Here is a 24,540-nt window from a genome sequence, read left to right as displayed (position 1 = left end):
CTCTACGAAGGGCGATCCGCCACTTACGATTCGCTCTTCGAGGTCTATGCGTGCGGTCCGGCGTGTTGGTCGGAGTGGTATGCGGATAACGCAGCGGAATATAAACGGAGATGGACGGAGGCGGTCGATCTGTAAAACGCGAAAGGAGGACGACGGATGGAAGGCTTACGGTTAAACTTGAACGCGCTGAAGCCGGCTGCGCCGAAAACGGACGCGGTCCAGGCGACGGTTAAGCGGAAGGCGAAAGCCAAAACCGCCGAGCCGATCGAGGAAAGCTGGCGCAAGATATTCGCGATGAAGCTATCGGATGCCGACCGCAAACGGCTCACCGAAGTCAAGGCGGCCATGGATGCGGGCAATCTGGCGCGCGATCCGGCTGACTGCGTTAATAAGGCCGGCAACCCTAAAGCGTTCAGCAAGGCGGAGGCGCTTCGGTTATGGAAGACGCTACAGGAAGCCCAGCGCGAAGAAACCTTACGGCAGATGGTCGAGAACACGCCGGATAATTACTGGCTGATAACGACTGAAGCGCGCTTAGACGAATTCCTGGCGTTGCTGGATAACGAAGAAGAAATCGTATTTGACGTAGAGACGACTGGCGCTGATACGTGGGAAGACCGAATCGTAGGTAATGTAATAAGCGCAGTCAAGGCGAACATACACGCTTACATTCCGACCAAACACGTTACAGATGCGCCGCAGCTGCCGCATGATTACGTGATGGAGAAACTAAAACCGATTTACGAAGATGCTTCCGTTAAAAAGATCGCGCATAACGGAAAATTCGATATTCATATGTTATCGCACGAAGGCGTTACATTGCGTGGCTTAGCGTGGGATACGCAGTTCGCGATGCATATTCTTAACGAAAATGAGCGCGTGACTGGCGGATCTTACAGACTGAAGGATCTCGTTACTAAATATCTCGGCATTCCTTCGCAGACATACGATGAGTTATTCGGTAAGGCTGGCTTTCACGAAGTCGCCGATCTAAATGTTGCGCTGGCTTATGCGGCGAAGGACGGTGACGTTACGCTCAAATTACGAAACTTCCAATGCGAACATTTGCGAAAGATTGGACTGCTCGAATACTACGAACAAGTCGAGAATCCAACGATCGGTGTGTCGGTCGAGATGGAGGCGGCCGGCTTCGTCTTGGATATCGAGAAGGCTAAAACGTTGGGCGCCGAACTGAAAGCGGAACTGGTCGATATTGAAGAGGGCTTGCGTAGTCACTTCGGCGAGATCAACTTCAATTCACCGGCACAGCTATCGGAAAAGTTCTTCGATGAACTGAAGCTCGACCGTTACTTGCCGAACGGTTTCAAGAAATCGACCGACGTAAAGACGCTTAAGTTACTGGCGCCACATCACGAGGGCATTAAGCTCCTGTTATCTTATCGCGAAAAAACGAAGCTGCTCGGCACATATATCGAAGCTTTACCGCAACAGGTAAAGGCAGACGGACGCATTCACGGTAATTTCAATCAAACTGGCACCGTGACCGGTCGTTTTTCTTCGAACAATCCGAACCTACAAAACCAGCCGTACTTTGCGCGTAAGTTATTCGTCGCTCCTCCGGGTCAGGTTATTTTATCCGGTGACTTCTCGCAGCAGGAACCGAGATTTCTATCGCATTTTACTGGCGAAGAAGTCCTCGTAAATGCTTACCGTGAAGGGCGCGATCTTTATTCAACGGCTGCCAGCGAATTATTCGGCTTGCCTATCGAAGAATGCGGCGATGGTTCTAAATACCGGAAGATGATGAAAACGGGCATACTCGCGGTTATGTACGGCACGGGCCCGAAAACGCTCGCCGATCAGCTAGGCATTACGGAGCAGGAAGCGAAAGACTTTATCGCGCAGTTCTACGAGAAATATCCGAAAGTTAAAGCGTGGATTGACGGCAATGAACAATTTGCGAAGCGTTACGGATACGTTCAAATGCTTCACGGACGCAAACGCAGGCTGCCCGAAGCTAAATCGCGCGATAGATTTACGCAGTTCCGGGCAATGCGCCAGGCAACAAACGCGATTATCCAGGGCAGCGCGGCCATACAGACGAAGCTAACGATGATCGAACTACAGAAATTATGCCGCCGCAAAGGATGGACGATGGCCTTCTCGGTACACGACGAGGTTGCCGTTTATGCTCCGGAAACTTTAACGCGTGAAGACGTAGCGGATTTCGAAGCGGTGATGCTGAATACATTGCGGCTAGATGTGCCGAATAAGACGGATATTGAGATCAGCCGAAGATGGGGCGAAGGCTTTACGGTGGACGAATGGTTTAAAACGAAAGGGGACGATTAATTGACGAACGCAAACGCACGATCAGCCGCAAATTCACTCCGCGCCCAATTAGCGCCGGCGCCCGAGCCGACCACATACGCGCAGCAGATTGCGGATGAACTCATCGAATATTTAAACGAATGGCACTCGCTTCCGGAAACGTGGGATAACGCACTGGACGCGCAGATACACCGATGGTACGCAGACGCTCCGAAAGTATTTCCGAAGAAGCCGTATTTTTCACCGTCATCTGCAAACGCCTGTCCGCGCGAGTTATACCACAAAGCGATCGGATCACCGAAAGACGAAACGCGAAAGCCTCCGTATCAAGGTCGCTGGACGCGCATCGGAACGGCGATCGGCGATATGATCCAGCGCGATATTCTCTTTATGGAAAAACACTTCGAAAAGAAAACCGGCCGGCCCTGTCCGTTCAGTTTCGAACGCAACGAAGACGGAACGCCAATGTTCGAGGACTTTGCAAAACGGAGCCATAAGATCGAGCGCGGAGGCAAGACGTTTCATTTATACGGAACATGCGACGGTATTATGCGCTATGTAACGGAAGACGGTGAGCTACTACGCGTCGGCCTCGAAATCAAGTCGAAGCAAACGAGCGCGGCCCGTACGTCGTTCCATTCGCTGAAGAAGCCGGACGAGAAACACGTCAAGCAATGCGTTGCCTATGCGGAAATGTACGGCGTTGATCTGTACGTAATTCTCTACGTAAACGCGGCGAAAAAAGCGTGGGAATATCCGGAAGGCGAGTTCGAGAAAAGCCCGGACATCCGAGCGTTCGGCGTCGAAATTAGCCAGGCGGACATTGACGCGTTGCTCGATAGATTCGTAGAAATACAGACGTCGGTGGATGAACGCAAGCCAATGACGCTGGATCTTAACGGCTGGACGTTTAACGGCTTTAAGACGGCTATTGCACAATCGCTGACGGACGCTGAACTGGCGGCCATACGCGATAAGGTTTCGCAGGTAAGGCGGTCTAATGTATACGAATCTACTAAGCGGCAGTACGCCGGGGCGCTAGAGTTTATCGAAAAAGTACGCAAAGGGGAGGCGGTTTAATGTCAAGATTTATCCTATATACATTAATTGCGGTATTGCTTTCGATTATCATTAACGTTTCGATATCACTAGTGAATCCGGAGGCTGGCGATGCATTATCGTTCCCTATTTCTTGTGTTCTGGGACTAATCGCAGGGTGGAAGGCGGCGGAGGATGAGTAGCGCCAAGCCTATCCGGTGCCTCGCGTTCGATACGTCGATGACCTGCCCTGGCGTCGCGATAATCGAGGCACGCAACCGAAAGCCCACGATCAAAGCGTTATCGCACGTTAAGCCGAATTCCAGTCGATCACATGCGCACCGGGCGGAAGTTATCGAAGGATGGGCGAAAGTCTTTCTCGATAAAAACTGTCCGCGAGATGGCTTCGACTATGTGGTGCGGGAAGACTTCGCCGGCAAAACGTCGACCTCGAACTATCCGGTGCTGGCGGCATGGAACGCGTGTGAACGGGCAACGTCGCGATTCGGGCTTACGTTCGATAAGTATTGGAAGACACCGAACGCAAAACAACCGCAACTAGGTATTTCAGCCACGCGTGTTAAGTCGTTGGTTGCCGGGACAGGTAAAGCGGAGAAGGACGAATTACAGGCGGCGGTGCGGCGCATGACTGGATACACCGGCGAGTTCGCTAATTTCGATGAAAGCGATGCGGCTGCGATTGGGCTTGCGTGGTTGATTCATGTAGGCGTAATAGATAAACCGAAGGAGGACGAATAGATGGGGCTTTACATTCTAGTATGTCTTGCTGCAATCACTGTGTTTATAATATTTGTTTGTAATGCGTATTATCCGGAGTTTATAGATTATCTATTTGGAGCATTCTTAGCGCTAATCGCGGCTTTAATTGTGTTTCTAATAGCTGTAATTCCCTCGTTTTTTGCTGAAACCAAAGCGGTTAATCCACATAAAACGGAAATTTACTCAATTAAAGATAACGCTAAAACAAGCGGAAGTTTCGTACTTGGTTCCGGTACAGTTGATGAAGAACAATACTTTTACTTCGTAACGGAGAAGAACGGGTTTAAATCCATAAGTAAAGCGGCCGTTGAGGATTCGAAAATGAAGGAAGGAAAATACATGAAACCTTACGTTGTGACTTACGATATGGAATTTAAATCATCCTTTGCGCGTTTCTTCTATGGTAAAGAGGCGTCAAGAGAGTCGTACGAGTTTTATCTTCCGGAAAATACGGTCACAACCGAATATAAAATCGATTTGGAGTGATGCGAATGTTTAAGCAGAGACTTATAAAAACCGTTGTCTATTTCGTCTTTGCAGTTATCGGATTACTACTCGGCAGTATTGTAGCGATATCTCTTGCAGTTATCCCGGTGCTGCTTAACATTTTTCCGATTGTAGCCGTGGTAGTGAAGGTAATTTTAACGATTGTTGCGTTATTGATACTTGGCGCATTAACCATCAAATTCATCAATTGGCTGATCGTCGAACCTTACCGAAATCACAAGCGTAAACGCGAAACGGAGGGATCAGCCGAATGATGGGATCAGCGACGGACGCACAGCTGCGGCAGATGTTAAGGATTCATCGCGAAGGACTTGCCGAAGATGATTACGCAATCAATCGGCATGAACGGCAGCTTATCGAGTTACGGATCGAAAGGGATCGGCGGCTTGCGAATATAGCGGCGTTGGAAGAAGAAATTGAGAGACGGAAGGGGTCGGTTAGATGACGGATATTATTAAAAACGACGGAAAGAGAAGCCTGCCATTTGATGAGCCTAGATTATTAGCGTTTATCCAGTCCGCAACTAGAAATTATCCAAAACTGAGCGTAGGGGCTTATACGGATAAAGTAATCGCAACAATCACGGCCAGAGACGAGTACAAGGCTGATCAAATTACGAATCTTTTAATTATGACTGCGTTAGAGAACATTGATATGGCGAGCCCGGAATGGACCTACGTGGCGTCATACGTTCATCTGCGTAGCCTCTATAAGCAGGCAAGCAAAAGTCGCGTTTATGACGCCAGTAGGAAATATGGTGATTTCTATTCTTTATTAACATCACTTACCGACGAGGGAGTGTACTCGTCTTGGTTGTTAGAGCGGTATACGAAAGGTGAAATTCGAGACCTGGCGAAAATAATTGACCCCGAAAAAGATAAACTGTTCACCTATATCGGACTTAAAACGTTAAGTGATCGGTACTTAGCTAAGGACCTTAATGGAAAGGTCTTTGAGCTACCCCAAGAACGTTTTCTTATTATCGCGATGCATCTAATGTCTGAGGAAGACAAGAGTATTCGGTTAGAGCTTGTTCGTGAATCATATTGGGCTTTGTCTAACTTATATATGACTGTTGCAACCCCTACATTAGCAAATGCGGGTAAGTCGTACGGGCAGTTATCTAGTTGCTTTATTGACACGGTAGATGATTCCCTTCAGGGTATTTTTGACTCAAATACAGATGTCGCTAATCTTTCTAAAGGCGGTGGAGGTATTGGTGTTTATCTAGGGAAGATTCGAGCGCGAGGTTCTGATATTCGTGGACATAAAGGGGTTTCTAGCGGAGTAATTCCGTGGATGAAGCAACTTAATAATACTGCGGTATCAGTCGATCAGCTCGGCACGCGTAAAGGATCGATCGCAGTATATTTAGACGTATGGCATAAAGACATCTTTTCGTTTTTAGATGCGAAGCTAAATAACGGAGATGAGCGTTTGCGGACTCATGATCTGTTTACTGGTGTATGTATTCCGGATCTATTTATGGAGACGGTACAGAAGCGTGGTGATTGGTATTTGTTTGATCCGCATGAGGTCCGTAAAGTAATGGGATATTCGTTAGAGGATTTCTATGATGAAAAGAAAGGCGAAGGTTCTTTTCGAGAAAAATACGACGAGTGCGTAAGAAATAATGATCTGTCTAAAGAGAAGGTTGCAGCTATCGATATTATGAAACGAATTATGATTTCGCAGCTAGAGGCCGGGACGCCTTATATGTTTTATCGCGATGAAGTAAACAGGAAAAATCCGAATAAACACGTCGGAATGATTTATTCGTCTAACCTATGTGTGGAGATTGCTCAGAACATGTCGGCAACAATGGTTGAAGAATCGTACACAGAAGACGGCAAGATTGTAACAGTAAAAACGCCAGGCGATTTCGTAGTCTGTAACTTATCGTCGATTAACTTAGCGCGTGCTGTAATTGACGATGTTTTAACGAAGTTAGTACCGATACAAGTTCGTATGTTAGATAACGTTATCGATTTAAATACAATCGAAGTAAAGCAAGCGCAGCTAACTAATAAAAAATATCGCGCAGTGGGGCTCGGAACGTTCGGGTGGCATCATTTGCTTGCACTAAAAGGAATCGAGTGGGAAACGGATGAAGCAGTACGATTAGCGGATGAGATTTACGAAGAAATTGCGTTCCTTACGATTAAAGCGAGCGCGTCCTTAGCGATTGAAAAAGGCGCATACCCGATGTTCGAGGGATCGGATTGGCATACAGGTGCTTACTTCGAGCAAAGATACCCTGACTATGACGAATCAAGATGGACGGAATTGGCGATTTCTGTTCGCGATAATGGGATTCGAAATGGATATCTAATGGCAGTTGCACCCAACGCATCTACGTCAATTATTGCGGGATCTACAGCGACAATAGATCCGATATTTAACATCGAGTATAGCGAGGAGAAGAAAGATTACAAAATCCCCGTCACAGCGCCTGATATCGGCCACAGAACGTATAACGTATATCGTAAGACGGCGTACTTAATCGATCAAAAATGGAGTATTCGACAAAACGCAGCAAGGCAGCGCCACATAGATCAATCTATCTCGTTCAATATGTACGTCACAAACGCTATTAAAGCGAAGGATCTGCTTGATTTACACATGATGGCGTGGAGTGAGGGACTGAAAACCTCCTATTACGTTCGCTCAACATCCAGTGCAATTGAAGAATGTGAGTGGTGTGCTTCATGACAGAAGAATGGCGAACTATAAAGCAAGATCCTATGTACAGTGTTAGCAATAAAGGCCGGGTTCGAAATAATAAATCCGGCCGGATTCTGAAACATCGCCCTGATAAGAAAGGATACGATCGAGCTAGTTTGCGCGGGAAAGAATACAAAGTCCATCGCCTAGTGGCGATGCACTTTATACCTTCAGATAACTGCGGTTCCCTGCAAGTCAATCACAAAGATGGAAACAAGATGAATAATTGTGTAGATAACTTAGAGTGGGTAACCGGAAGAGAAAATCTACTGCACTCATACCGAATAGGATTAAGGAAACACCAAATGAAAATTAGTAATTATGACGTTCGTCAGATTCGTAACAAAAACATGCACTATACAGATGTGATGAGAGAATTCGGTTTATCGCAGTCTCATGCATCAGCAATTATAAATAAAACAAGAAGAGAGGTAATTTAATGAGCGAAGTAGTTAAGCGTAGCATAATGGATTCATCAGCACCAAATAAATCAACCGGAATTATCAATGGGAGCTCATCTAATGTACTTAATTGGGATGATGTTAGATATTCGTGGGCTTATCCGAAATATAAAAGAATGCTTGCGAACTTTTGGCAGCCGTTTGAGATCAATATGAGCGCTGATGTAAAAAGTTATCCAAATTTATCTAATACTGAAAAGGATGCGTTCCTAAAGATAATTGGCTTACTCGCCCTCCTGGATTCAATTCAATCAGACTATGCCGGTAAAGTCGCCGATTACCTAACAGATTCCTCAGTCAACGCACTGATGATTATGCTCGCACAGCAAGAAGTGATCCACAACCATTCCTACAGTTACGTTCTCTCATCCGTAGTTCCTCAACATGTACAAAACGAAGTATTTGATTACTGGAGAACTGAAGAAACATTAAAGCAGCGTAATGACTTTGTGACTAGAGGGTACAAAGATTTCGCAGAATCACCAACTATTGAGAACCTGCTAAAATCTATTATTTTTGATGTCATTCTCGAAGGTCTATTCTTCTATTCAGGTTTTGCGTTCTTTTACAATCTTGCCCGTAATCAAAAGATGGTAGGCACCTCTACGATGATCAACTATATTAATCGCGATGAACAGATCCACGTAGACTTGTTTGTTAAGATTTATAAAGCCGTGCTAGACGAGAATCCAGAATATAACACGCCGGAACTGGAGGATTTCGCAGTTGAGACATTTCGTAAAGCTGCTGAATTAGAGGTTGAGTGGGGGCGCTCAGTTATTGGGGATAAGATCGATGGAATCTCCATGGATGATCTAGAAAACTATATTAAGTTTTACGCAAACGTGCGTTGCAATCAATTAGGGTACGGACACAAAGCTTTCCCTGAAGCCCCTAGACGAAATCCAATGCGTTGGATCAAGGCGTATGAAGAAGTCGACTTAGGAAAATCTGATTTCTTCGAACAAAAAAGCCGCCAGTATACTAAAGTAGGCCAAGATAACGGATTCGACGAACTTTGATGTCCATTCTCCGAACTTTATACGCAGTTATATATGAAGGCGTTGTGCCAAACGGAAAGTTAATACGCAGTTATAAATGAGGACCTAACGAAGGAGGAAACGAAATGAACGTAAATATAAAACGCTTAACACCGGACGCACAAATACCGGCCTACGCACACGCAACGGACGCTGGCTTCGATCTAGTCGCGGCGGCTGACGTAATTATTGAACCGGGTGCAACCGCGTGTGTGCCGACGGGCTTGGCGTTCGAGATTCCGGAGGGCTACGAAATGCAGATCCGACCGCGATCAGGCATTACGCTGAAGACTAAATTGCGGGTGCAGCTCGGTACTGTAGATTGCGGATATACGGGCGAGGTTGGCGTGGTTGTCGATAATATCGCACAGGCGCCTGAGTCAGTTTCGCGGATGGTTAAGGATATCTCCGGAAGACTTATAGCGAGTACTGACCGAGAACTACATCGTTACAATACGTACATCATCCGCAAAGGCGATCGCATCGCGCAAGCTGTAATCAAGCCGGTCGAGCAGGCGGTGTTTACGGAAGTTGATGCGCTCGGCGATAGCGATCGTGGTGCGGGCGGTTTTGGGAGTAGTGGAGTCGGCAGCCCACATCCGGAATACTTCAGAGAACCGATGGGGAAGGAGCGGATATAATGGCGCCACTCCCTCGCAAAAGTGGTAAAACGCGATGGGCTATGCAGTTTCCCTTCCGAATACTTGACGATAGGACACCGGAATTCATCGCGTTACACATGTCCGTATACCATAAGCCGTTTAAAACTACGTTGCGCTGGATTGCGAAAAATAGACGTGGGTTATTCGTTAATCTGAACGCAATCTCAGCCGAACAGTACGCGGAGCTTGAGCGTGAAGTTGGATTGCATACACTGGCGCTTGCTGGGGCGAGTAGAAACGCAATTAAACGAGAATACAGACGATTGTTACAACGATTGGAGGACGAATAAATGCGGTTTTGGATTATATACGGGACATGTGTTTTCTTTTTCGCATATCTGATCACACAGCTTATTACGCTTGAGTCGGATGCCTGTACAGGCTTGGCAGTATTTTTTATTCCCCTTACAATGTCGGCGCTTATAACCGCCTTAATTGTTTCAATCGGATTATTCGGAAGTAGTTCTCATAGTGGATACGGAGGATGAGAATAAATGGCGGATAAACAATACTTAGACTTAGCGCGACACATACTAGAGAACGGCGTCGAGAAGTCTGATAGAACTGGAACGGGAACGCTCTCAGCATTCGGTTATCAGATGCGCTTTAATCTTCGCGAAGGCTTTCCGTTACTTACAACGAAGAAGCTGCACTGGCCGTCAATCGCGCATGAGCTGCTGTGGTTTCTAAGCGGGGATACAAATACGAAATATTTAACGGATAACGGCGTTCGCATATGGAACGAATGGGCTGACGAAAATGGCGACTTAGGTCCAGTCTATGGCGAGCAGTGGCGGAACTGGCAAGCGATAGAACATGATGAAGGGCTCGTTCCTCATCAAGACGGCATCGATCAAATCGCGGAAGTAATCTCGCAAATTCGCAACAATCCCAACAGCCGTCGCTTGATTGTTAACGCATGGAATGTCGGCGAACTCGACCAAATGGCGCTACCGCCTTGTCATTTCGCATTTCAATTCTACGTAGCAAATGGACGCCTATCATGTCAGTTATACCAACGCTCCGGCGACGTATTCCTCGGTGTTCCGTTCAATATCGCAAGCTACTCGCTACTAACGCACATGATCGCGCATGTTACCGATTTAGAAGTCGGTGAATTTGTTCACACGATTGGTGATGCGCATATATACACGAATCATATCGATCAAATAAAAACGCAACTGACGAGAGAGCCGCGAAGTCTTCCAGAGTTGCGTATTAAAAGAAAAGTCACGGATATCGACGACTTTAAGTTCGACGATTTTGAGATTATCGGATACGAGCCGCACCCTAAATTAACCGGAAAAGTAGCGATATAAGAAAGGACTGATTTTATCGGTATACTAACGAATCTAGCGATGTCAACGCAATTACTTACGAACCCGACCGCCAAGCCTCCGGAGCCGCCACCGCCAGACCCGCCACGAATCACCGAAGAAGAGGCAGCGCTGCAAAAAGCGGAAGCTGAGGCGGAAAAGAAAGACGCGCGTATCCAGGCGCTAGAGAGCGAAGTGAAGGCGTTGAAGGCGCAAGCTAAAGAGGAGCGTACTAAACCGGAAGTGACTAACGAAATTGTTAACGAAAATAAAACCACAAAGCAAAGCGCATGGCAAACGTTCGAGGCTTCGGCTTATACGGCGGACTGCCCCGAAGGTTGCAGCGGCATTACCTCAACGGGCATCGACGTAACCGGAACGATCTACCACGCCGGCAAGCGCATCATAGCGGTCGATCCGTCAGTGATTGCGTTGGGCTCGACGGTTGAAGTAAAACAGGCGGACGGCACGATGTTTGAAGCGGTGGCGCAAGATACGGGCGGTTACATTAAAGGCGCCAAGATTGACGTATTAGTTGCGGACGAAGCCCACGCGATGCAGTTCGGGCGGCAGTCGGTGCAGGTTCGCGTAATAAATTAACGGGAGGGCGCTCGGATGAACAAAATAGATGAGTTTCGCGGAAAGTTTTATTTTCTTAGTAACTTCTATTCAGCACCGGTGACATACGAAGGTATCACGTATCAAAATAATGAAGCAGCCTTTCAAGCGATGAAAGTATTGTCTAATGATATACGGAAACAATTCGCAGAACTCCCTCCGAATCACGCGAAGAGAAAGGGGCGTAACGTAAAGCTACGCTCCGATTGGGAGTCCGTCAAAGAACAATACATGTACGAAATAGTGTCAGCGAAATTTAGTCAAAACGAGGTTCTTAGAAGGCGGCTTCTCGATACTGGATCGTGTGAACTAATCGAAGGGAACACATGGGGTGACGTTATATGGGGCGTTTGTAGAGGTCGAGGACAGAATAAACTCGGCAAGATTTTAATGCGCGTAAGAAACGAATTAAAGGACGAAAAGGAGGCGGAATAAATGACGCAAAATAACGCAAAGATCCACGTACTGGCTGACGAAACACTTGGCGGCATCAAGCGAGAATACGTAGAGGTCGATCGGAAGGCGGAGGTTGGGGAGAAGCTCGTATCTATTTTCGGAGACTATCCGCACTATTCCGAAAAAGAATACGGAAGGGTTGTTGGCGTTGATATTGACGATGCTGAAGTCGAATTTGAAAGTAAGTACGAGGACGAGTCGTGGTATATCCTTTACGGAGCATATCACGTACTCGAACCGACCGACATCGTGCACATTGACGGCGAGCGCTACGAATTAACCGATCGCAAGCCGGAAGTGGGCGAGAAGGTTATCGTTGTAGATGATGACGGAACTTATGAAACCGGATCTATATTCACGACTAAAGAAACCGACAGATGGCTCGATGGATCCGGTATAAGTGTCGAAGAATTTAATTACGGACTTTTCCATAAAGAATACCGCGTACTCGTCCCGGTCGAATCCGCCGAAGCCGACGAACCGCAGCCAGTCGATACGGTTTTCGCTATCGGAAACGTAGCGCAAGAAGTTGCGAAACTGAAGCGCACAGTTGAACGCCTCGAAAACGAAATCGACACGCTGCACAAAGACAACCGGACGCTCGGCGAGGAACTGGCGCGGTCCACAAACGTTCTCAGGACGTTCAAACTCAGCGAGCTCGATGGGAAAACATTAAAAATCTTCGTAGGTCGTGACGGCGATTTCGTTTCTGTGCTCGGCCTTGATAAAGATAGCGGAAATTCATACGTTCTTTTCTCGGGAGAGGAACGCCCATGAAACTCGCCCTAACCGCACCGTTACGCGCAGGCAAGTCGGAAGCCGCCGGATATTTGGCGCTCCATTACGATTTCCATCCGTTCGCATTCGGCGACGAACTCAAAACCGCCTTCCATCGCGCTTTCCCCGCCGTACCCGAAAAACCGAAGCCACGCGCGTATTACCAAAAGTTCGGCCAGTGGGCGCGAGAAGCTTTCGGCGAGGACGTCTGGGTTAACGCTGCCATGACGAAGGTGGACGCTTACCTGGCTCGGTATACTTGCGACTGTGGTGGTGACCTAGCGCCGATGCTTAAGAACCGCGTACTGATCGAGGACTGCCGACAGCCAAACGAATACGCCCGACTGCGCGCCGAAGGGTTTAAGATCATTCGCATCACGGCGCCGGAGGAACTACGGATTGAACGCGCAAGAAAAGCCGGCGATGACTTCGATTTGGCAGCGCTGAAGCATCCGACCGAGCTTGCGTTACAAGACTTCGAAGTTGATTACGAAATTACAAACGATGGCGCGATCGATGAATTATACGCGAAGCTGGACGCGTTGATGGAGGAGGTGTTGAGTTGACGAATATTCCGAATCACGTATTTAATAAATTGGCGAATTCAGATGCAGAGGTATGTAAGTACGTGCCTGACGGAGGGAACTGGAAGGATGTCGAATATAACTTGCTCCCTCCGAGACTCAAACGGATTAAAGACGATTTAAAAAAGTACAAATCTCCGGCGTTTTACTCACGGGCAAGATGGAACACACCTGCCGGGACTATAAGCGCCACTATGAACCCGACACACTGCCAAGCTTTACCACCGACTGAACCGATCGAAAGGAGCGAATATATGGGCGACTTTAACTTAACGCCGCAACAGCCAGCAAACGGACTCACGGTACTTGAATTATTCTGCGGAGGCGGACTTGGTGCAATCGGCTTCAAAGCGGCAGGCTACGATATCTTGAAGGCTCTGGACTTCGATAAGAACGCCGTGAAAGCTTACCGCCATAACTTCGGTGATGACGTAGAACAGGCGGACATAAGCGCCGTAGATATCAATAGTTTACCGAATACAGACGTTATATTCGGCGGCCCTCCGTGCCAGGATTTCTCGGTCGCAGGCAAAGGCGCCGGCGTTGAGGGAGAACGCGGTAAATTAGTATGGCGTTACCTCGAAATCATTGAACGCAAGCAGCCGAAAGCTTTCGTATTCGAGAACGTAAAAGGGTTGATAACGAAGCGTCATCGCCCTACATTCGATGCGCTTATCGAGAAATTTAACGAAATAGGTTACGAGATTAGTTGGCGGGTTATGAGCGCGTGGGATTACGGAGTAGCCCAGAAGCGAGAGCGCGTGTTCATCGTCGGAATACGAAAAAACCTCGGGTTTACCTTCGAGTTTCCGAAGCCGTTAGAAGGCGATTATCAAACGCGAGTATTGCGGGATGTTATCGGCGATTTACCGGAACCCGAACGTCAAGACTGCGGAAAGTATTGGACGCCAAAAAGCGAATACACATACGATCAAGCCAATCGCGTGCAATCGCTAGATAAACCGTCGAATACGATTCCAGCGCATCACAACAGCGGTCAGCCGATACATCCGACAGAAGCTCCGCGACGTTTCACCGTCCGTGAATGCCTCCGAATCCAATCTGCGCCAGATACTTACGTCCTGCCAGACGATATTTCCTTATCGGCGCAATATCGGATTGTTGGAAACGGCATCGCCTCGCGCGTTGCGTGGTACATCGGACGGGCGCTTGCGGATCAATTGGCGTCGGCGTCTAATTGAAATGCGTACGTGTGCGAAGGATACGCTAGATACGCTTGCTTGGACGCCTCGCCATCGCCGATCAAATAATAGCGCTGCGGTAGGCTATCGAAATCAATACCGACTTTCCGCAAGAACGGAATGGCCGATACGTTGCCGCGCTTATCGAACTTGAACGGCTTAACGTCCGGTTGGTTTACTAACTCGGGCTTGCCGACCACGATGCGCTTTTCTTCCGCGTCATATGCGACCGTAAGATAAAACGGACCATCCGTAGGCAGACCGATTATACGACGCGCTCCTGCCGAGATAAACAGGCGGCGCTGCTTTTCGATAGTTATGTACGCTTTGAGATTGCGCTCAAAGTCGTTAGATATCCACGTAAGAACCATAAACGAAACTCCTTTCGGAAGCGTTTACGTTAATCATAAACGAATTTAACGAAGGAGTCAACGAAAGGGGACGGTTATTATAGGAAAAGCCGATCGTAAACGATGGGAAGGTAATGTTAAATCTATGGAAATCATCGCGAAGGATCGTGACCAAATTACCGAAGAAGATATCGAATTTCTACGCGCTAACTATACATCAGCAGGCGGTCTCTTGCCGAATGCCTTTAGCGGAGGCGCCTTCTTTACGCCTACCCACGTTGCAAAATTCGTATGGGACGTATTAAAGCCACGGCTGCCAGAGACTCCGAAGGTTCTAGAGCCTTCTGTTGGTGCCGGCGTATTTCTCGAACACGCTCCGGGGGATGCGGTAATTACAGCGCTAGAACTCGATAAGACAAGCGCAAAAGTAACATCGCTGTTATATCCAGACGCTGAAATTATCGAAGGTAACGCGCTAGTGCATGCTCGCAGAGACTACTACGATCTGGTAATCGGCAACCCGCCATACGGAGTAAACGTTACGTTCGAGCCGCAAGAAGACGAAGAGTGGCGGTCAATTACTAAAAAGAAGGGAGAATATGGAGGCAAGTCGGAGGTCGCTTTTATCGAACTCGCTATCAAAGCGGTTAAGCCTGGCGGTTATATTGCGTTTGTACTTCCATTGGGTATATCCTTCGCTAACTATGCTTCTAAACTTCGAAAGTTCATGCACGAAACGTGCTGGCAGGTCGCGACTATTTTACTTCCGGGAGAAACGTTCCAACACGTAGGTACTACGATTCCTACGCAGATATTAATACTGCGGAAAGCACCGCCTAGAACGGAGTTAATACCTCCGGTAACTACGAAATGGCGCTCAAATTTCAGAAGAGGTGGTGACACCGACATAACGGAATATAACGCAAAATTTCTCGAAGGTCAGCCGCCTGCTTATTTCGCGCAAGTAACAGATATTGGATGGGATGCGAAAGGAAAGTCAACAGTTGCGTCAGACCATCGCCTGACGCAACTTGACGAACTTGTTGACGATTTAACTGACGATAATCTTGTGCGCGAAAATCTTTATCCGCATTTACCGAGTTGGCACGGTATTGGCAAAGGAAACGAAGCGTTTTTCTTCTCACACGGAAACGGCCAGTGTGACGGCATGAGGGACGCAGAAGCTTCTTTTTCGGACGGTCCTTATCGCTGGAATGAACTAACGTTAGGCGCCGGTGATGAAATCGAATGGAATGGGTGTATGGTGAGCTCGTTTGATTTCGGTTGGCAGGACGAAATCGTCCGCAATTATTTCGATAGGCAGCGCGATTACTAGAGTGCGAAGGAGGAATTACGAATGGGTTCAGTAAAAGTCGATCTACACCGAAAGGAACGCGAATTCGACGCAGCCTATGCGCTCGATAACGCGGATGGCGTTAAGTTGTTGCTCGCCGATTATCAGAAGTTCGTCAGCCGGAAACACTGCGGAGATTACGACGCGGCTACGATTCTTATCGATATTCACAAGGCGCTTGATTTGGCGAATTTAACGGACCGCCAGCGCCAGGCAATCGAGCTCGTTTACTTCGGCGAACTAACGCAAGCTGAGGCAGGCGAACGGATGGGCATTACACAGCAAGCGGTCGTATTTCACTTAAACGCAGCAGTCGATAGTTTAACGGACGTTTATTACTACTGGGCGAGCCACGGCGAAGGCTACGCGATAAGGGGGACGAATTAATGGATAACGCTTTATTACACGAAATGATTACGGAATTGCAGCTCGAAGTCAGACACGATTATAGGACGGGCGGTCCGTTAGCTTGGCGCTGCGTTTCCGGCCAGCCGCAAGAAGGCGATCGCGTATTGGTTGACGGCGAAATTGTTGCGTATAAGGCGGAAGAACACGCCGGTCTTGGTTTGCGGTCTATTTATATCTCCGATTGGGTAGCACGCTTAGAACGAATCACGGCGCTTACGGACGCTTATATGGACGCGACTGACAAAGAGCCGGACTCTATCGCGTTAGACCGCATGGCGGATCTCGTACTTTACGAAGAGCTCACCGATACGAATAAAAACAAAATGAAGGCGGAATATCCGATCATGAGCGAACGCCTGGAAACGACGCGCAAGAACGGAGAGCGTTCCGGCAAGCTGGCGGAAGAATACGATCAGAACGGACGCAATCGTGCCGAACCAAAGCGCCGGTCGCTATCAACCTACGAATCTATTTTCGTTGATGCTCGCGCCAAGTCGCTAAATAAACAACGTCGCAAGCGCTATAACGATTTCATTAACGGACGCACGGACGGTCAGTTTACGATCAATATCGCAACAGGCGAAAGGATAGAGCATACGGGCGCATAGGCGCCTTTTTATTTATCTATTAACGGAGGTGCGACCGGATGCAAAACGGCTATTATTACTGCTATTCTGCGAATCTATACGAATTCCTGCGCGACCATAACCAACGATATATCTGCGTAGGCTTGAACGAAAACACTTTACGGAAGTTTTGGCAATATGCGCGTACGCCCGAACTCGATCGTTTACTGACGGAGTGGCAGAGCCGTAAGCCGGCTTAAGTCGAATATTATTTAAGTGGAGGACGATTATATGAGCGATAAAGCGAAGGCTCTGCCGTTTGATGCAACGGCGGGCTATACGGGCATACCTAACGTTATTCTTACGCATTATCAATACTTTCCGAAGCTAAACGGTAACGCCGTGTTGGTATACGCGTTTCTGCTGAAGTTTTATAACGCGGACTATGGCTACGCCTTTCCAACGCAAGAACAGGCGGCTAGGGCGCTGGCCATGAGCGATTCAACGTATCGTAACGCGGTCAAAACGTTAGTCCAGGCGCAGTTAATCCAAACGGTAGAGAACGGAGGCGGCGCGAAGAACCTCGTCTATTATTTCCGCAAGCCCATCGAGGATGAAGCCGAGTTTTTTCGTATGTTTCCGGAGGCTGCCGAGAATAAACGGAAGCAGGACGCGATATGGTCGAATATAGGTGCGAAAAGGAAAGCGCGCGTGGTATAATTTTACTATATCGGAGGTGAGGCGAATGGGAATGCCGCGGGGAGCTAGTCCGTTAGAGAGTATCGTTAGAGGAGCATAAAACGAAAAAAGGACGCCCGCTAAGGCGTCTTTATTTTTGTCTTAATTAGAATCAACATTTAGAACTCGTACAGTAAAGCACTTAGGGCACATGCCTAAGTAAGATTCCATATCAATTTCGGTTAAAAAGCTATCAGGGCTGGCTAGACGTTCGACAGCTCCGCCATTAACTACTCTTCTGAATTTTTCCTTTTCGGTCTCCTCAAATCCACAAGCCTTACATATATCCCCCATCAATAGTGCCTCCTCATATATTCTTTTTCATCCCACAGCGTCTACATTCACGCAAAAACTTCCCGTGCTTTACCGAACTCTTAAATAGCGTATAATCGCAGTTATCGCAACGTCCTGCGCGAACATCCGGCATTTCCTTATATTCGTACGTTATCGTCGTATCGTATCCCTTTGTTTCGTAGTCTTTTTCCTCCATTCGCTAAACCTCCGTGTCTATTCGCGTTGTATAGGTAAATTATAACACGTTAGCATGCGGAAAAACCGACGAAACTGTGCGTTATCCTCAAATTCCCCACGAAATCAAAGCGAAAGAGCCACCTTAACGCCGATCAGGTACGCTAAGTACCCCGCAGCTTAAAACGGCTCACACACGCTTATTTCACGTTAAATCGCGCTGACTCAAAAGTCCCGATATAATGGCGCTTGCCCGAATCCGTATAACAATCGACCTGGATAACGTAGCTGCCAGCGCCGGTTTTACTGCGGATCGACTTCACGCTAAACGATTTTAGCGGCGTTGCGGTCTTAAAGCTTCCGCGATGCACTAAACCCGTATCGGTCAGCCCGCCACCTGAGCGCTTTTTATAAACGCCGGCCGTATAGTAAAGCGTGGCCGCGCCTTTCTTTTCGGCTTTCCAATCGACCGTCTTTGCGCTGCTTGTGTACGTAGTCGCGTCCGTATATACACGCGCTTTATGCCCGAACTTTTCCGTCTGCCAGCCCGACCATGTTGCGTCTGCTTGTGGCGCCAAAGCGGCAGTGCTCGCGATCAAAGCCGCGGTGATTACGATTGATTTAAATAAACGTTTCATACGATTTCCTCCTCGACCTGCAGGCGCGCTCCACACGTAGGGCAACACGCATCAGGCTCTATTTTTACGTCAAGTCTTGCGTAATTACATTCGTTACAAGCGTATTCAATCATCGTTCATAGCCTCCGTTTCGACTTCGATCCGATAGCCGAAATATTGTAACATCGAATTGATCCCAATTTGGTAAGCGCGCCCACATCGACCGAAATTGGCGGCGAGGCGCTCGTATAGATCGAGGATCTGCGCTTCCTGCTGCGGTGTAAGTGCCGGCGTATCCGACCATATTTTGCGAATCATAAGCTGCTGCATACCGTTATCGCCTCCGTTTGAGTGCGACGACCAGGCCCGCGATTGCAACGATCAGGGCCGCCGCCGTAATTGCGATGGATAAACCCGTTAACATGACGCGCTCGCCTCCTTGTGTTTTCGTTTTTGATACGGTACTATAGGAGACACGGGGAGGACTCTCACATCTATCCCCGTATCAACGTTTCTGGCGCTAGTCGTTTTTGCGATTAGCGTTTTTTGCGTTAACGCAGGCGGTTGCCAAATTCGTTAGCGCAATGACGAAGTTTACTATCGCCGTTATAATTAGTACCGTTTCCGCGTTCAATTCGTTTTTCCCTCCTTTCTATAATTCTATTATACGATATCGTATAACGTAAGTCAACGATTAAATTGGAATATTATTCGTTTCAATGTCGGTTTTGTTCAGCGCAAGGTTTCCGGATATTTTATTTCCGATAACTCGCGAATTAATAGATTCGGAGGTGTTGATCGGACTATAAAGCTTAAACTCATTGACGGAATATACTGTATTTCCATCGAGTAATGCGTCGGATGTTCCTTTCGTTAGTATGCCGTACCCGCCGGAAGCTGTACGTCTAAATGTTATATCATTGTTAGATATCTTTGGTTTTTTACCGCCGACTAAATAAACAGCCGTTAAGCACTTGGCGTTAGAAATATTATTGTCTTTAATACTTACCTCGCGACCATCAGCGCTTTCTCCGTATATAGCCATGTTGGTTGGAGCTGGTATGTGGTTGTTCTTAATAACCACGTCACTTCCTTTATCAAAGGAAATGGCATACGATACAGATCCGGAATACTCCGTTAGATCAATATCGTTGTCTGATATTACTGCAGAAGATCGAGTCACTACTATACCTTTTTTACTGTTTTTCACTTTATTAGACCTTGAGATAATATTGTAAGAATCAATTGCTTCAATTGAATGTATATCGGAACCGTTAAGTTTATTGTTTTCAAAAGTGATATCGAGAGACTTGTTAGCCATACAGTGTTTCCCTGGACAATTACTAACGACATTTCCTGCGAATAATACGTTTCTAGCTTCGAAGGTCCCTAACGCAACCCCATCGGCTGAAAGATTCGATATTACATTACTCATAACAACGACGTCAGCACCTCGAATATCTATGCCACTACTAAATCCTTTTATTGAGTTCCCGATTATGGCTGCGTTGTTTCCTGTAAAACCTGATGATACCCCTAAAGATGAAATCGCTGTTTCTTTATTATCGCGGCGAATAAGAACATTATTAGATATTATGGTGTCGGTTCCATAACCATAAGAGATAGTGTTGTCAGAGTGGTTGTTCTCAATGACAACCTCATAACCGCTGAAGTTGCATACAGACTGTTTAACGTTACCTGAGAAAGTATTATTAGTGACCTTCACATTACGTGGCTCTTCGTAATCAATGTCGCCTTCTCCATAACCTTCAATATCAATTCCAAAAGATGGTCCGCAACCATCGGCAATTCCAGCGTTTGTAATCACGTTATTATCTATCAACACATCCTCTCCGCCTGTGACGGAGATGTTATTACGTCTAGCGCCGTCAAGAATACAATTGCTAATAGTTATGTTTCTCGAGGGTCTATAGTCAGTCCATGCAACATTTAGCATTCCTTTAGCGCACACCATTACGCAATCTCCGGTACATCCCGATATATTAATATCTTCGATAACAATATTCTTTGCTCCGTGTATGTTAATTCCGTAACCCCATTCATGAGTTTTCTTTTTCTCGAGATCACCGTGACCTGTAAAGTCATGTTTGAATCGATCGCCTCTAATTCTCCCGCCTTTTAGAGTTACATTTTCCACTTCACCGAGATAGAAACAAGAATATCCGTAAGAGTTATTAGGATCTACGATAAATTCGGCTTTTGGGTGTCTGATTATGGTCATATCGGAAGGAACACGTATCCCTGCGCCTTCTTCCGGATTAACAGCAAGACGATTTACTGCGTCTATAAGATATTTACCTTTCGGTATATAAACCTCAGAATAACCGGCCTCAGCGGCTTCGAAAATTGCACGATTAATTCCTTGCGTAGTCGCAGCCGCCTCTGTTCCATCCCAACGTATCCCGTATTTTTCAGCTTCCAACGCATATCGCATCATTATTCGTTACCTCCAACGTTATAATTTTCGTTAATAAAGTCCGACAGCAACCCGGCAAATTTATAGAACGTCGCGGTTTCGGTTCCAGCGCGTCCAGTAAGCGAGAACGTTCCGAACATGCTTTTCCGCAATCCGGTGCTAAGTTCCAGCTGCAGACTTTCGCCGGTTACGCACTTATTCGCTATGTTCGCAGCACTGGCGCCTGCAAAGCGATGTCCTTCGCCTACGAGTTCGGCGCTAAAGCCAGCGGCATTCAAGCGGTCAACTAGCGCCTGGCCGCGTATAGGATCGGTGCCGCCTACGATAATGTGCTCGGCGCTGTCGCTATAGCCGTGAAGCGATATAACGCGTTGGTGCCGTGCGACTAAAGCCAGCGCGGTCGGTTCGTCAAAGTGAGTACTCGTGATGTGGAGATCGAATCCGCCAGGCGTCTTAAGCGATTCGAAAAGATACGTTGAATAGTCGTTACTTAGTTCGCGGGCAAGTTCGCTAGTTCCGCCTTCAATACTGCCGCCATGGGGCGCAAGTATCAAAACGGGCGTAGCGCGGTCGGTCGCGAAAATGTTGTAGTTGGTCTCGGGTTCGTTAGCTTGGAGTTCGGCAAAGTTGCGGTAAACATCGGTGGCTTGCGCGGTGACTGTGGTGAATGCAGATAGCATTGCGCATAGAATAAACGCTGTGATATACTGGAAGTGCTTCGCTCGATTCGGATGGTGCAGCTTTGCTTTGGTCGGTGGGGCTGCGCCTCCGTTTCGTTCTAGAATCGCCTTATTCAGTTTTTGTGTTTCGTTAATCATTTCGTTACCCCTCTCGGATTTTATTAACGAGGGCCCTTCGTCAAACTAAATATACGATATATAATATGTCATGTCAACGCATTTGATTATTTTTATGTAATATCGTATAATAGTCGCAGAGGTGATCGAAATGAAATTAAAGGTAACGCCGCGACTAATCGCTGTTATGAAAGAAAAAGGATGGACGCAGGCGAGACTTGCCGAAGCATCCGGCGTAACGCAAGGATCGATTTCTCGATTCGATAAGAATGGCCGTCATGAAGATTGGCACGTTTTTTCAATTGCGAAGGCGCTAGGGGTAGAAGTCGACGAGTTATTCGAAATAGAAGAAACGGAAGAGGGCGCTGAATAAATCGGCGTCTTTTTTTGTCTTGAAATTCGGGAGCGCGTTGGTATAATTATCCTATCGATATGAGTTCGGGAATTCCCGAACCGAAAGGGTGGGCGAAATGAAACCGAAAGTCAAAGTGAGCGTTATTATACCGGTATACAATGGCGAACAATATCTGCGCAATTGTATAGATAGCGTGCTTGGTCAAACGCTAAAGAATATCGAAGTTTTGATCGTAGATGATGGATCGACCGACACAACGCGCAATATTTTACGATACTACGAAGCCATCGACGAACGTGTCAAGCCGATCTACCAAGCGAATCAGGGACCGGCCACGGCACGCAATAATGCGCTTAAACAAGCGCGAGGAGAATTCGTTGCGTTTATTGACGCCGACGATTGGGTCGATCGGGAAACTTACGCAACCATGTACGAAGTTGCGCGCGAAAATAACGCCGATATTGTATTTACAGATATGCGTTGGGAATACGAAGACACAACGAAAAGATACACGAAAAGTTATAGCGCAAAAGCAAATAAGCCGCTGGGTCGCGATGAGATTAAGGCGGAAATACTAACGGATTTTCTGTACAACGGCTCGTACGGCAGCGTATGTAAGCTATTCCGTAAGAATTTAATAGATACGCATGACCTAGCGTTTCCTGACGGTAAATACCTCGGCGAAGATTGGCTGTTTAATATGGACGCGTTTACGTACTGTCAGACGGCTTATTATATCGATAAACCGCTGTATCATTACCGGCAGGCTAACGACGCCAGCTTGATGCGCAAGTACAACCCGCAGCTATTCGATTCGTACATAAACGGCAATACGTTAGAAACGTACGCGAAACGGTGGGGTTTGTACGACGATAAGGTAGCGGTAGACTTGGCGCGGCGGAAGTGTTATATCGCGGTGAACGGCTGTATACAGAACGAATTCAAGCCGGGCTGTGCGAAGACCATACGCGAAAAGTTGGCGTTGATTGAGCGTATAGTCGAGCATCCGAACGTAGTGAAGGCGGTGGAGATAGCGCTGCAGCACGAGGAAAGTTTGGCACGGCGGCTTTACCTGGCGATGCTAAAGCGGAAGGCGGTTTTCGGGTTGTTCCTGGCGGGGAAAATACTGTCGATGCGGTCGTAGGCGAATTTGTCCGGTGATTTTCGCTGGATCATACAGCGATTTTTACTGGACGTTCCAGTGATTTTCACTGCGTATAAAGACTTACTATATATACTTACTTATAAAGACTTACTTAAATAATAGCGCCACTATTCGCTAACGCTCATTAGCGGACGCAGATATTAATTACTTAGTACCTTTATCGCGATTAGAATTTAATAATACAAAGAGAGGCCAAATTACGTTGTCCGGTGATTTTCACTGGATGAAAATAATTTGGTTTTTTATTTGAAAAAATACTTGTTAAAGTGTCCAATATGCTGTCTTACGTTATGAAACCCGATCGAGGTTTACGGTTTTCAGTATGTACGGTAAAGGACGCCACCCCTACGGAATAACAACGGGCACTAGCCGCAACTTGGCGTCCTTTTAATACATATTGCGGCGGTATATCAAGCGGAGGTGTTCGCGAATGAAGTACGCAGTGATCAACGATTGTATGTTCGAAGCATTCCCGGAAATTTACGAAACTTACGAAGACGCTCTTGCCGAATTTAATAAACGGAAGTCCGAGGATATGTGGGACGAATTAGATTTGTATATTTGCGAAGTCATTGACGTTAGGAAAGCGATTCTGCCACGAAATTAAAGCGCCACAGCCGTTTTAAGCCGGCCGGAGGGTATTCGGTAGGGCGACGGCTAGAGACGCTATAACTCGAAAGGAGGTGCGTAATATGACCGAGGATATTATCGCACTGATGTGGCGGATTGAAACTCTATATCCTATAACGTTTGGAATGATACAACGTTCTTTAACACATTTAAAAGCGTCTAATTGCGCATGGTCTGACGAAGACATGATCGAGGCGC

30 protein-coding genes and 1 pseudogene are annotated in these 24,540 nt (G+C 47.2%); 24 read left to right on the top strand and 7 right to left on the bottom strand.

Annotation, left to right across the window (positions count from 1 at the left end; genetic code table 11):
* The first annotated feature begins 156 nt into the window (after window positions 1-156).
* The 17 genes and pseudogenes from HC660_RS14115 to HC660_RS14035 all read left to right on the top strand — a co-directional run bounded on the left by HC660_RS14115 (window position 157) and on the right by HC660_RS14035 (window position 14,457).
* Window positions 157-2,313 (top strand): DNA polymerase, encoded by a 2,157-nt coding sequence (locus HC660_RS14115; RefSeq protein ID WP_168748441.1) that lies wholly within the window; start codon window positions 157-159, stop codon window positions 2,311-2,313.
* Window positions 2,314-3,372, top strand: coding sequence for a hypothetical protein (locus tag HC660_RS14110; RefSeq protein ID WP_168748440.1), 1,059 nt, complete (start codon window positions 2,314-2,316; stop codon window positions 3,370-3,372).
* Window positions 3,372-3,533 carry a hypothetical protein gene (locus tag HC660_RS14105; protein ID WP_168748439.1) on the top strand — a complete coding sequence of 54 codons (162 nt, stop codon included), beginning with the start codon at window positions 3,372-3,374 and terminating at the stop codon, window positions 3,531-3,533. The genes HC660_RS14110 and HC660_RS14105 overlap by 1 nt, the downstream gene beginning before the upstream one ends.
* Window positions 3,526-4,089, top strand: a complete 564-nt coding sequence (locus HC660_RS14100) for a RuvC family protein (protein WP_168748438.1) — start codon at window positions 3,526-3,528, stop codon at window positions 4,087-4,089. Before HC660_RS14105 ends, HC660_RS14100 begins: the two co-directional genes overlap by 8 nt.
* Window positions 4,090-4,596 carry a hypothetical protein gene (locus tag HC660_RS14095; protein WP_168748437.1) on the top strand — a complete coding sequence of 169 codons (507 nt, stop codon included), beginning with the start codon at window positions 4,090-4,092 and terminating at the stop codon, window positions 4,594-4,596.
* A 5-nt stretch (window positions 4,597-4,601) separates the two neighbouring features.
* The gene (locus HC660_RS14090; RefSeq protein ID WP_168748436.1) at window positions 4,602-4,871 is read left to right on the top strand and encodes a hypothetical protein; all 270 of its coding nucleotides are present in this window, start codon (window positions 4,602-4,604) and stop codon (window positions 4,869-4,871) included.
* Complete coding sequence (locus HC660_RS14085) at window positions 4,868-5,062, top strand: hypothetical protein (protein WP_168748435.1); 195 nt, start codon at window positions 4,868-4,870, stop codon at window positions 5,060-5,062. Before HC660_RS14090 ends, HC660_RS14085 begins: the two co-directional genes overlap by 4 nt.
* Complete coding sequence (locus tag HC660_RS14080) at window positions 5,059-7,329, top strand: ribonucleoside-diphosphate reductase subunit alpha (RefSeq protein ID WP_168748434.1); 2,271 nt, start codon at window positions 5,059-5,061, stop codon at window positions 7,327-7,329. The genes HC660_RS14085 and HC660_RS14080 overlap by 4 nt, the downstream gene beginning before the upstream one ends.
* The gene (locus tag HC660_RS14075; protein ID WP_168748433.1) at window positions 7,326-7,781 is read left to right on the top strand and encodes an NUMOD4 domain-containing protein; all 456 of its coding nucleotides are present in this window, start codon (window positions 7,326-7,328) and stop codon (window positions 7,779-7,781) included. The genes HC660_RS14080 and HC660_RS14075 overlap by 4 nt, the downstream gene beginning before the upstream one ends.
* A complete protein-coding gene (locus HC660_RS14070; protein WP_168748432.1) occupies window positions 7,781-8,824 on the top strand; it encodes a ribonucleotide-diphosphate reductase subunit beta in 1,044 nt (347 codons plus the stop codon). The genes HC660_RS14075 and HC660_RS14070 overlap by 1 nt, the downstream gene beginning before the upstream one ends.
* 104 nt (window positions 8,825-8,928) lie before the next feature.
* On the top strand, window positions 8,929-9,483 hold the full coding sequence (locus tag HC660_RS14065; protein WP_168748431.1) for a dUTP diphosphatase: 555 nt from the start codon (window positions 8,929-8,931) through the stop codon (window positions 9,481-9,483).
* Between the two features lie 515 nt (window positions 9,484-9,998).
* Window positions 9,999-10,823, top strand: coding sequence for a thymidylate synthase (locus HC660_RS14060; RefSeq protein WP_168748430.1), 825 nt, complete (start codon window positions 9,999-10,001; stop codon window positions 10,821-10,823).
* 39 nt (window positions 10,824-10,862) lie between these two features.
* On the top strand, window positions 10,863-11,420 hold the full coding sequence (locus HC660_RS14055; RefSeq protein WP_168748429.1) for a 3D domain-containing protein: 558 nt from the start codon (window positions 10,863-10,865) through the stop codon (window positions 11,418-11,420).
* A gap of 15 nt (window positions 11,421-11,435) precedes the next feature.
* Window positions 11,436-11,873 (top strand): riboflavin biosynthesis intermediates N-glycosidase, encoded by a 438-nt coding sequence (locus HC660_RS14050; RefSeq protein WP_168748428.1) that lies wholly within the window; start codon window positions 11,436-11,438, stop codon window positions 11,871-11,873.
* Window positions 11,874-11,990: pseudogene (locus tag HC660_RS21130) on the top strand (hypothetical protein); the annotation flags it as partial.
* A 677-nt stretch (window positions 11,991-12,667) separates the two neighbouring features.
* Window positions 12,668-13,237, top strand: coding sequence for a nucleoside/nucleotide kinase family protein (locus tag HC660_RS14040; RefSeq protein WP_168748427.1), 570 nt, complete (start codon window positions 12,668-12,670; stop codon window positions 13,235-13,237).
* Complete coding sequence (locus tag HC660_RS14035) at window positions 13,234-14,457, top strand: DNA cytosine methyltransferase (protein ID WP_168748426.1); 1,224 nt, start codon at window positions 13,234-13,236, stop codon at window positions 14,455-14,457. Before HC660_RS14040 ends, HC660_RS14035 begins: the two co-directional genes overlap by 4 nt.
* Here HC660_RS14035 and HC660_RS14030 read toward each other — a convergent pair.
* Complete coding sequence (locus HC660_RS14030; RefSeq protein ID WP_168748425.1) at window positions 14,433-14,828, bottom strand: hypothetical protein; 396 nt, start codon at window positions 14,826-14,828, stop codon at window positions 14,433-14,435. The two genes, HC660_RS14035 and HC660_RS14030, sit on opposite strands and share 25 nt — an antisense overlap.
* A gap of 124 nt (window positions 14,829-14,952) precedes the next feature.
* On the opposite strand from HC660_RS14030, the gene HC660_RS14025 reads away from it, so the two are divergent.
* The 4 genes from HC660_RS14025 (at window position 14,953) to HC660_RS14010 (ending at window position 17,855) form a co-directional block, all read left to right on the top strand.
* Window positions 14,953-16,143 carry an HsdM family class I SAM-dependent methyltransferase gene (locus HC660_RS14025; RefSeq protein WP_168748424.1) on the top strand — a complete coding sequence of 397 codons (1,191 nt, stop codon included), beginning with the start codon at window positions 14,953-14,955 and terminating at the stop codon, window positions 16,141-16,143.
* A gap of 105 nt (window positions 16,144-16,248) precedes the next feature.
* Window positions 16,249-16,548 carry a sigma factor-like helix-turn-helix DNA-binding protein gene (locus HC660_RS14020; protein ID WP_244956466.1) on the top strand — a complete coding sequence of 100 codons (300 nt, stop codon included), beginning with the start codon at window positions 16,249-16,251 and terminating at the stop codon, window positions 16,546-16,548.
* A complete protein-coding gene (locus tag HC660_RS14015; RefSeq protein ID WP_168748422.1) occupies window positions 16,548-17,177 on the top strand; it encodes a hypothetical protein in 630 nt (209 codons plus the stop codon). The genes HC660_RS14020 and HC660_RS14015 overlap by 1 nt, the downstream gene beginning before the upstream one ends.
* A 249-nt stretch (window positions 17,178-17,426) precedes the next feature.
* Entirely contained in the window at window positions 17,427-17,855 is a 429-nt protein-coding gene (locus HC660_RS14010) for a helix-turn-helix domain-containing protein (protein WP_168748421.1), read from the top strand.
* Window positions 17,856-17,975: 120 nt separating this feature from the next.
* Here HC660_RS14010 and HC660_RS14005 read toward each other — a convergent pair whose 3' ends face one another.
* The 6 genes from HC660_RS14005 to HC660_RS13980 form a co-directional block, all read right to left on the bottom strand.
* Window positions 17,976-18,167 carry a hypothetical protein gene (locus tag HC660_RS14005; RefSeq protein ID WP_168748420.1) on the bottom strand — a complete coding sequence of 64 codons (192 nt, stop codon included), beginning with the start codon at window positions 18,165-18,167 and terminating at the stop codon, window positions 17,976-17,978.
* 13 nt (window positions 18,168-18,180) lie between these two features.
* The gene (locus HC660_RS14000; RefSeq protein WP_129093151.1) at window positions 18,181-18,363 is read right to left on the bottom strand and encodes a DUF8096 family protein; all 183 of its coding nucleotides are present in this window, start codon (window positions 18,361-18,363) and stop codon (window positions 18,181-18,183) included.
* A 178-nt stretch (window positions 18,364-18,541) separates the two neighbouring features.
* On the bottom strand, window positions 18,542-18,979 hold the full coding sequence (locus tag HC660_RS13995; RefSeq protein WP_168748419.1) for a cell wall-binding protein YqgA: 438 nt from the start codon (window positions 18,977-18,979) through the stop codon (window positions 18,542-18,544).
* Window positions 18,980-19,084: 105 nt separating this feature from the next.
* Entirely contained in the window at window positions 19,085-19,288 is a 204-nt protein-coding gene (locus tag HC660_RS13990) for a hypothetical protein (protein WP_168748418.1), read from the bottom strand.
* A 364-nt stretch (window positions 19,289-19,652) separates the two neighbouring features.
* Window positions 19,653-21,416, bottom strand: a complete 1,764-nt coding sequence (locus HC660_RS13985; protein WP_168748417.1) for a right-handed parallel beta-helix repeat-containing protein — start codon at window positions 21,414-21,416, stop codon at window positions 19,653-19,655.
* Window positions 21,416-22,213, bottom strand: coding sequence for a poly-gamma-glutamate hydrolase family protein (locus HC660_RS13980; protein ID WP_168748416.1), 798 nt, complete (start codon window positions 22,211-22,213; stop codon window positions 21,416-21,418). Before HC660_RS13980 ends, HC660_RS13985 begins: the two co-directional genes overlap by 1 nt.
* Before the next feature lie 130 nt (window positions 22,214-22,343).
* Between HC660_RS13980 and HC660_RS13975 the strand changes: the two genes are divergently transcribed.
* The 3 genes from HC660_RS13975 (at window position 22,344) to HC660_RS13965 (ending at window position 24,319) form a co-directional block, all read left to right on the top strand.
* Window positions 22,344-22,565 (top strand): helix-turn-helix domain-containing protein, encoded by a 222-nt coding sequence (locus HC660_RS13975; RefSeq protein ID WP_168748415.1) that lies wholly within the window; start codon window positions 22,344-22,346, stop codon window positions 22,563-22,565.
* 97 nt (window positions 22,566-22,662) lie between these two features.
* Complete coding sequence (locus HC660_RS13970; RefSeq protein WP_168748414.1) at window positions 22,663-23,691, top strand: glycosyltransferase family 2 protein; 1,029 nt, start codon at window positions 22,663-22,665, stop codon at window positions 23,689-23,691.
* A 451-nt stretch (window positions 23,692-24,142) separates the two neighbouring features.
* Window positions 24,143-24,319, top strand: a complete 177-nt coding sequence (locus HC660_RS13965; protein ID WP_168748413.1) for a hypothetical protein — start codon at window positions 24,143-24,145, stop codon at window positions 24,317-24,319.
* Window positions 24,320-24,540: the final 221 nt, after the last annotated feature.

Origin of the sequence: Bacillus mojavensis (assembly GCF_012648005.1) — a bacterium.
Taxonomy (GTDB): Bacteria; Bacillota; Bacilli; order Bacillales; family Bacillaceae; genus Bacillus; species Bacillus mojavensis.
This window is presented reverse-complemented; position numbering and strand designations above follow the sequence as displayed.

Excerpts from the sequence above, each read along its gene's own strand:
- HC660_RS14115 (WP_168748441.1), top strand. The coding sequence starts at position 157 with ATGGAAGGCTTACGGTTAAACTTGAACGCGCTGAAGCCGGCTGCGCCG.
- HC660_RS14105 (WP_168748439.1), top strand. The coding sequence starts at position 3,372 with ATGTCAAGATTTATCCTATATACATTAATTGCGGTATTGCTTTCGATT.
- HC660_RS14100 (WP_168748438.1), top strand. The coding sequence starts at position 3,526 with ATGAGTAGCGCCAAGCCTATCCGGTGCCTCGCGTTCGATACGTCGATG.
- HC660_RS14095 (WP_168748437.1), top strand. The coding sequence starts at position 4,090 with ATGGGGCTTTACATTCTAGTATGTCTTGCTGCAATCACTGTGTTTATA.
- HC660_RS14090 (WP_168748436.1), top strand. The coding sequence starts at position 4,602 with ATGTTTAAGCAGAGACTTATAAAAACCGTTGTCTATTTCGTCTTTGCA.
- HC660_RS14085 (WP_168748435.1), top strand. The coding sequence starts at position 4,868 with ATGATGGGATCAGCGACGGACGCACAGCTGCGGCAGATGTTAAGGATT.
- HC660_RS14080 (WP_168748434.1), top strand. The coding sequence starts at position 5,059 with ATGACGGATATTATTAAAAACGACGGAAAGAGAAGCCTGCCATTTGAT.
- HC660_RS14075 (WP_168748433.1), top strand. The coding sequence starts at position 7,326 with ATGACAGAAGAATGGCGAACTATAAAGCAAGATCCTATGTACAGTGTT.
- HC660_RS14070 (WP_168748432.1), top strand. The coding sequence starts at position 7,781 with ATGAGCGAAGTAGTTAAGCGTAGCATAATGGATTCATCAGCACCAAAT.
- HC660_RS14065 (WP_168748431.1), top strand. The coding sequence starts at position 8,929 with ATGAACGTAAATATAAAACGCTTAACACCGGACGCACAAATACCGGCC.
- HC660_RS14060 (WP_168748430.1), top strand. The coding sequence starts at position 9,999 with ATGGCGGATAAACAATACTTAGACTTAGCGCGACACATACTAGAGAAC.
- HC660_RS14055 (WP_168748429.1), top strand. The coding sequence starts at position 10,863 with ATGTCAACGCAATTACTTACGAACCCGACCGCCAAGCCTCCGGAGCCG.
- HC660_RS14050 (WP_168748428.1), top strand. The coding sequence starts at position 11,436 with ATGAACAAAATAGATGAGTTTCGCGGAAAGTTTTATTTTCTTAGTAAC.
- HC660_RS14040 (WP_168748427.1), top strand. The coding sequence starts at position 12,668 with ATGAAACTCGCCCTAACCGCACCGTTACGCGCAGGCAAGTCGGAAGCC.
- HC660_RS14030 (WP_168748425.1), bottom strand. The coding sequence starts at position 14,828 with ATGGTTCTTACGTGGATATCTAACGACTTTGAGCGCAATCTCAAAGCG.
- HC660_RS14025 (WP_168748424.1), top strand. The coding sequence starts at position 14,953 with ATGGAAATCATCGCGAAGGATCGTGACCAAATTACCGAAGAAGATATC.
- HC660_RS14015 (WP_168748422.1), top strand. The coding sequence starts at position 16,548 with ATGGATAACGCTTTATTACACGAAATGATTACGGAATTGCAGCTCGAA.
- HC660_RS14010 (WP_168748421.1), top strand. The coding sequence starts at position 17,427 with ATGAGCGATAAAGCGAAGGCTCTGCCGTTTGATGCAACGGCGGGCTAT.
- HC660_RS14005 (WP_168748420.1), bottom strand. The coding sequence starts at position 18,167 with ATGGGGGATATATGTAAGGCTTGTGGATTTGAGGAGACCGAAAAGGAA.
- HC660_RS14000 (WP_129093151.1), bottom strand. The coding sequence starts at position 18,363 with ATGGAGGAAAAAGACTACGAAACAAAGGGATACGATACGACGATAACG.
- HC660_RS13995 (WP_168748419.1), bottom strand. The coding sequence starts at position 18,979 with ATGAAACGTTTATTTAAATCAATCGTAATCACCGCGGCTTTGATCGCG.
- HC660_RS13990 (WP_168748418.1), bottom strand. The coding sequence starts at position 19,288 with ATGCAGCAGCTTATGATTCGCAAAATATGGTCGGATACGCCGGCACTT.
- HC660_RS13985 (WP_168748417.1), bottom strand. The coding sequence starts at position 21,416 with ATGATGCGATATGCGTTGGAAGCTGAAAAATACGGGATACGTTGGGAT.
- HC660_RS13980 (WP_168748416.1), bottom strand. The coding sequence starts at position 22,213 with ATGATTAACGAAACACAAAAACTGAATAAGGCGATTCTAGAACGAAAC.
- HC660_RS13975 (WP_168748415.1), top strand. The coding sequence starts at position 22,344 with ATGAAATTAAAGGTAACGCCGCGACTAATCGCTGTTATGAAAGAAAAA.
- HC660_RS13970 (WP_168748414.1), top strand. The coding sequence starts at position 22,663 with ATGAAACCGAAAGTCAAAGTGAGCGTTATTATACCGGTATACAATGGC.
- HC660_RS13965 (WP_168748413.1), top strand. The coding sequence starts at position 24,143 with ATGAAGTACGCAGTGATCAACGATTGTATGTTCGAAGCATTCCCGGAA.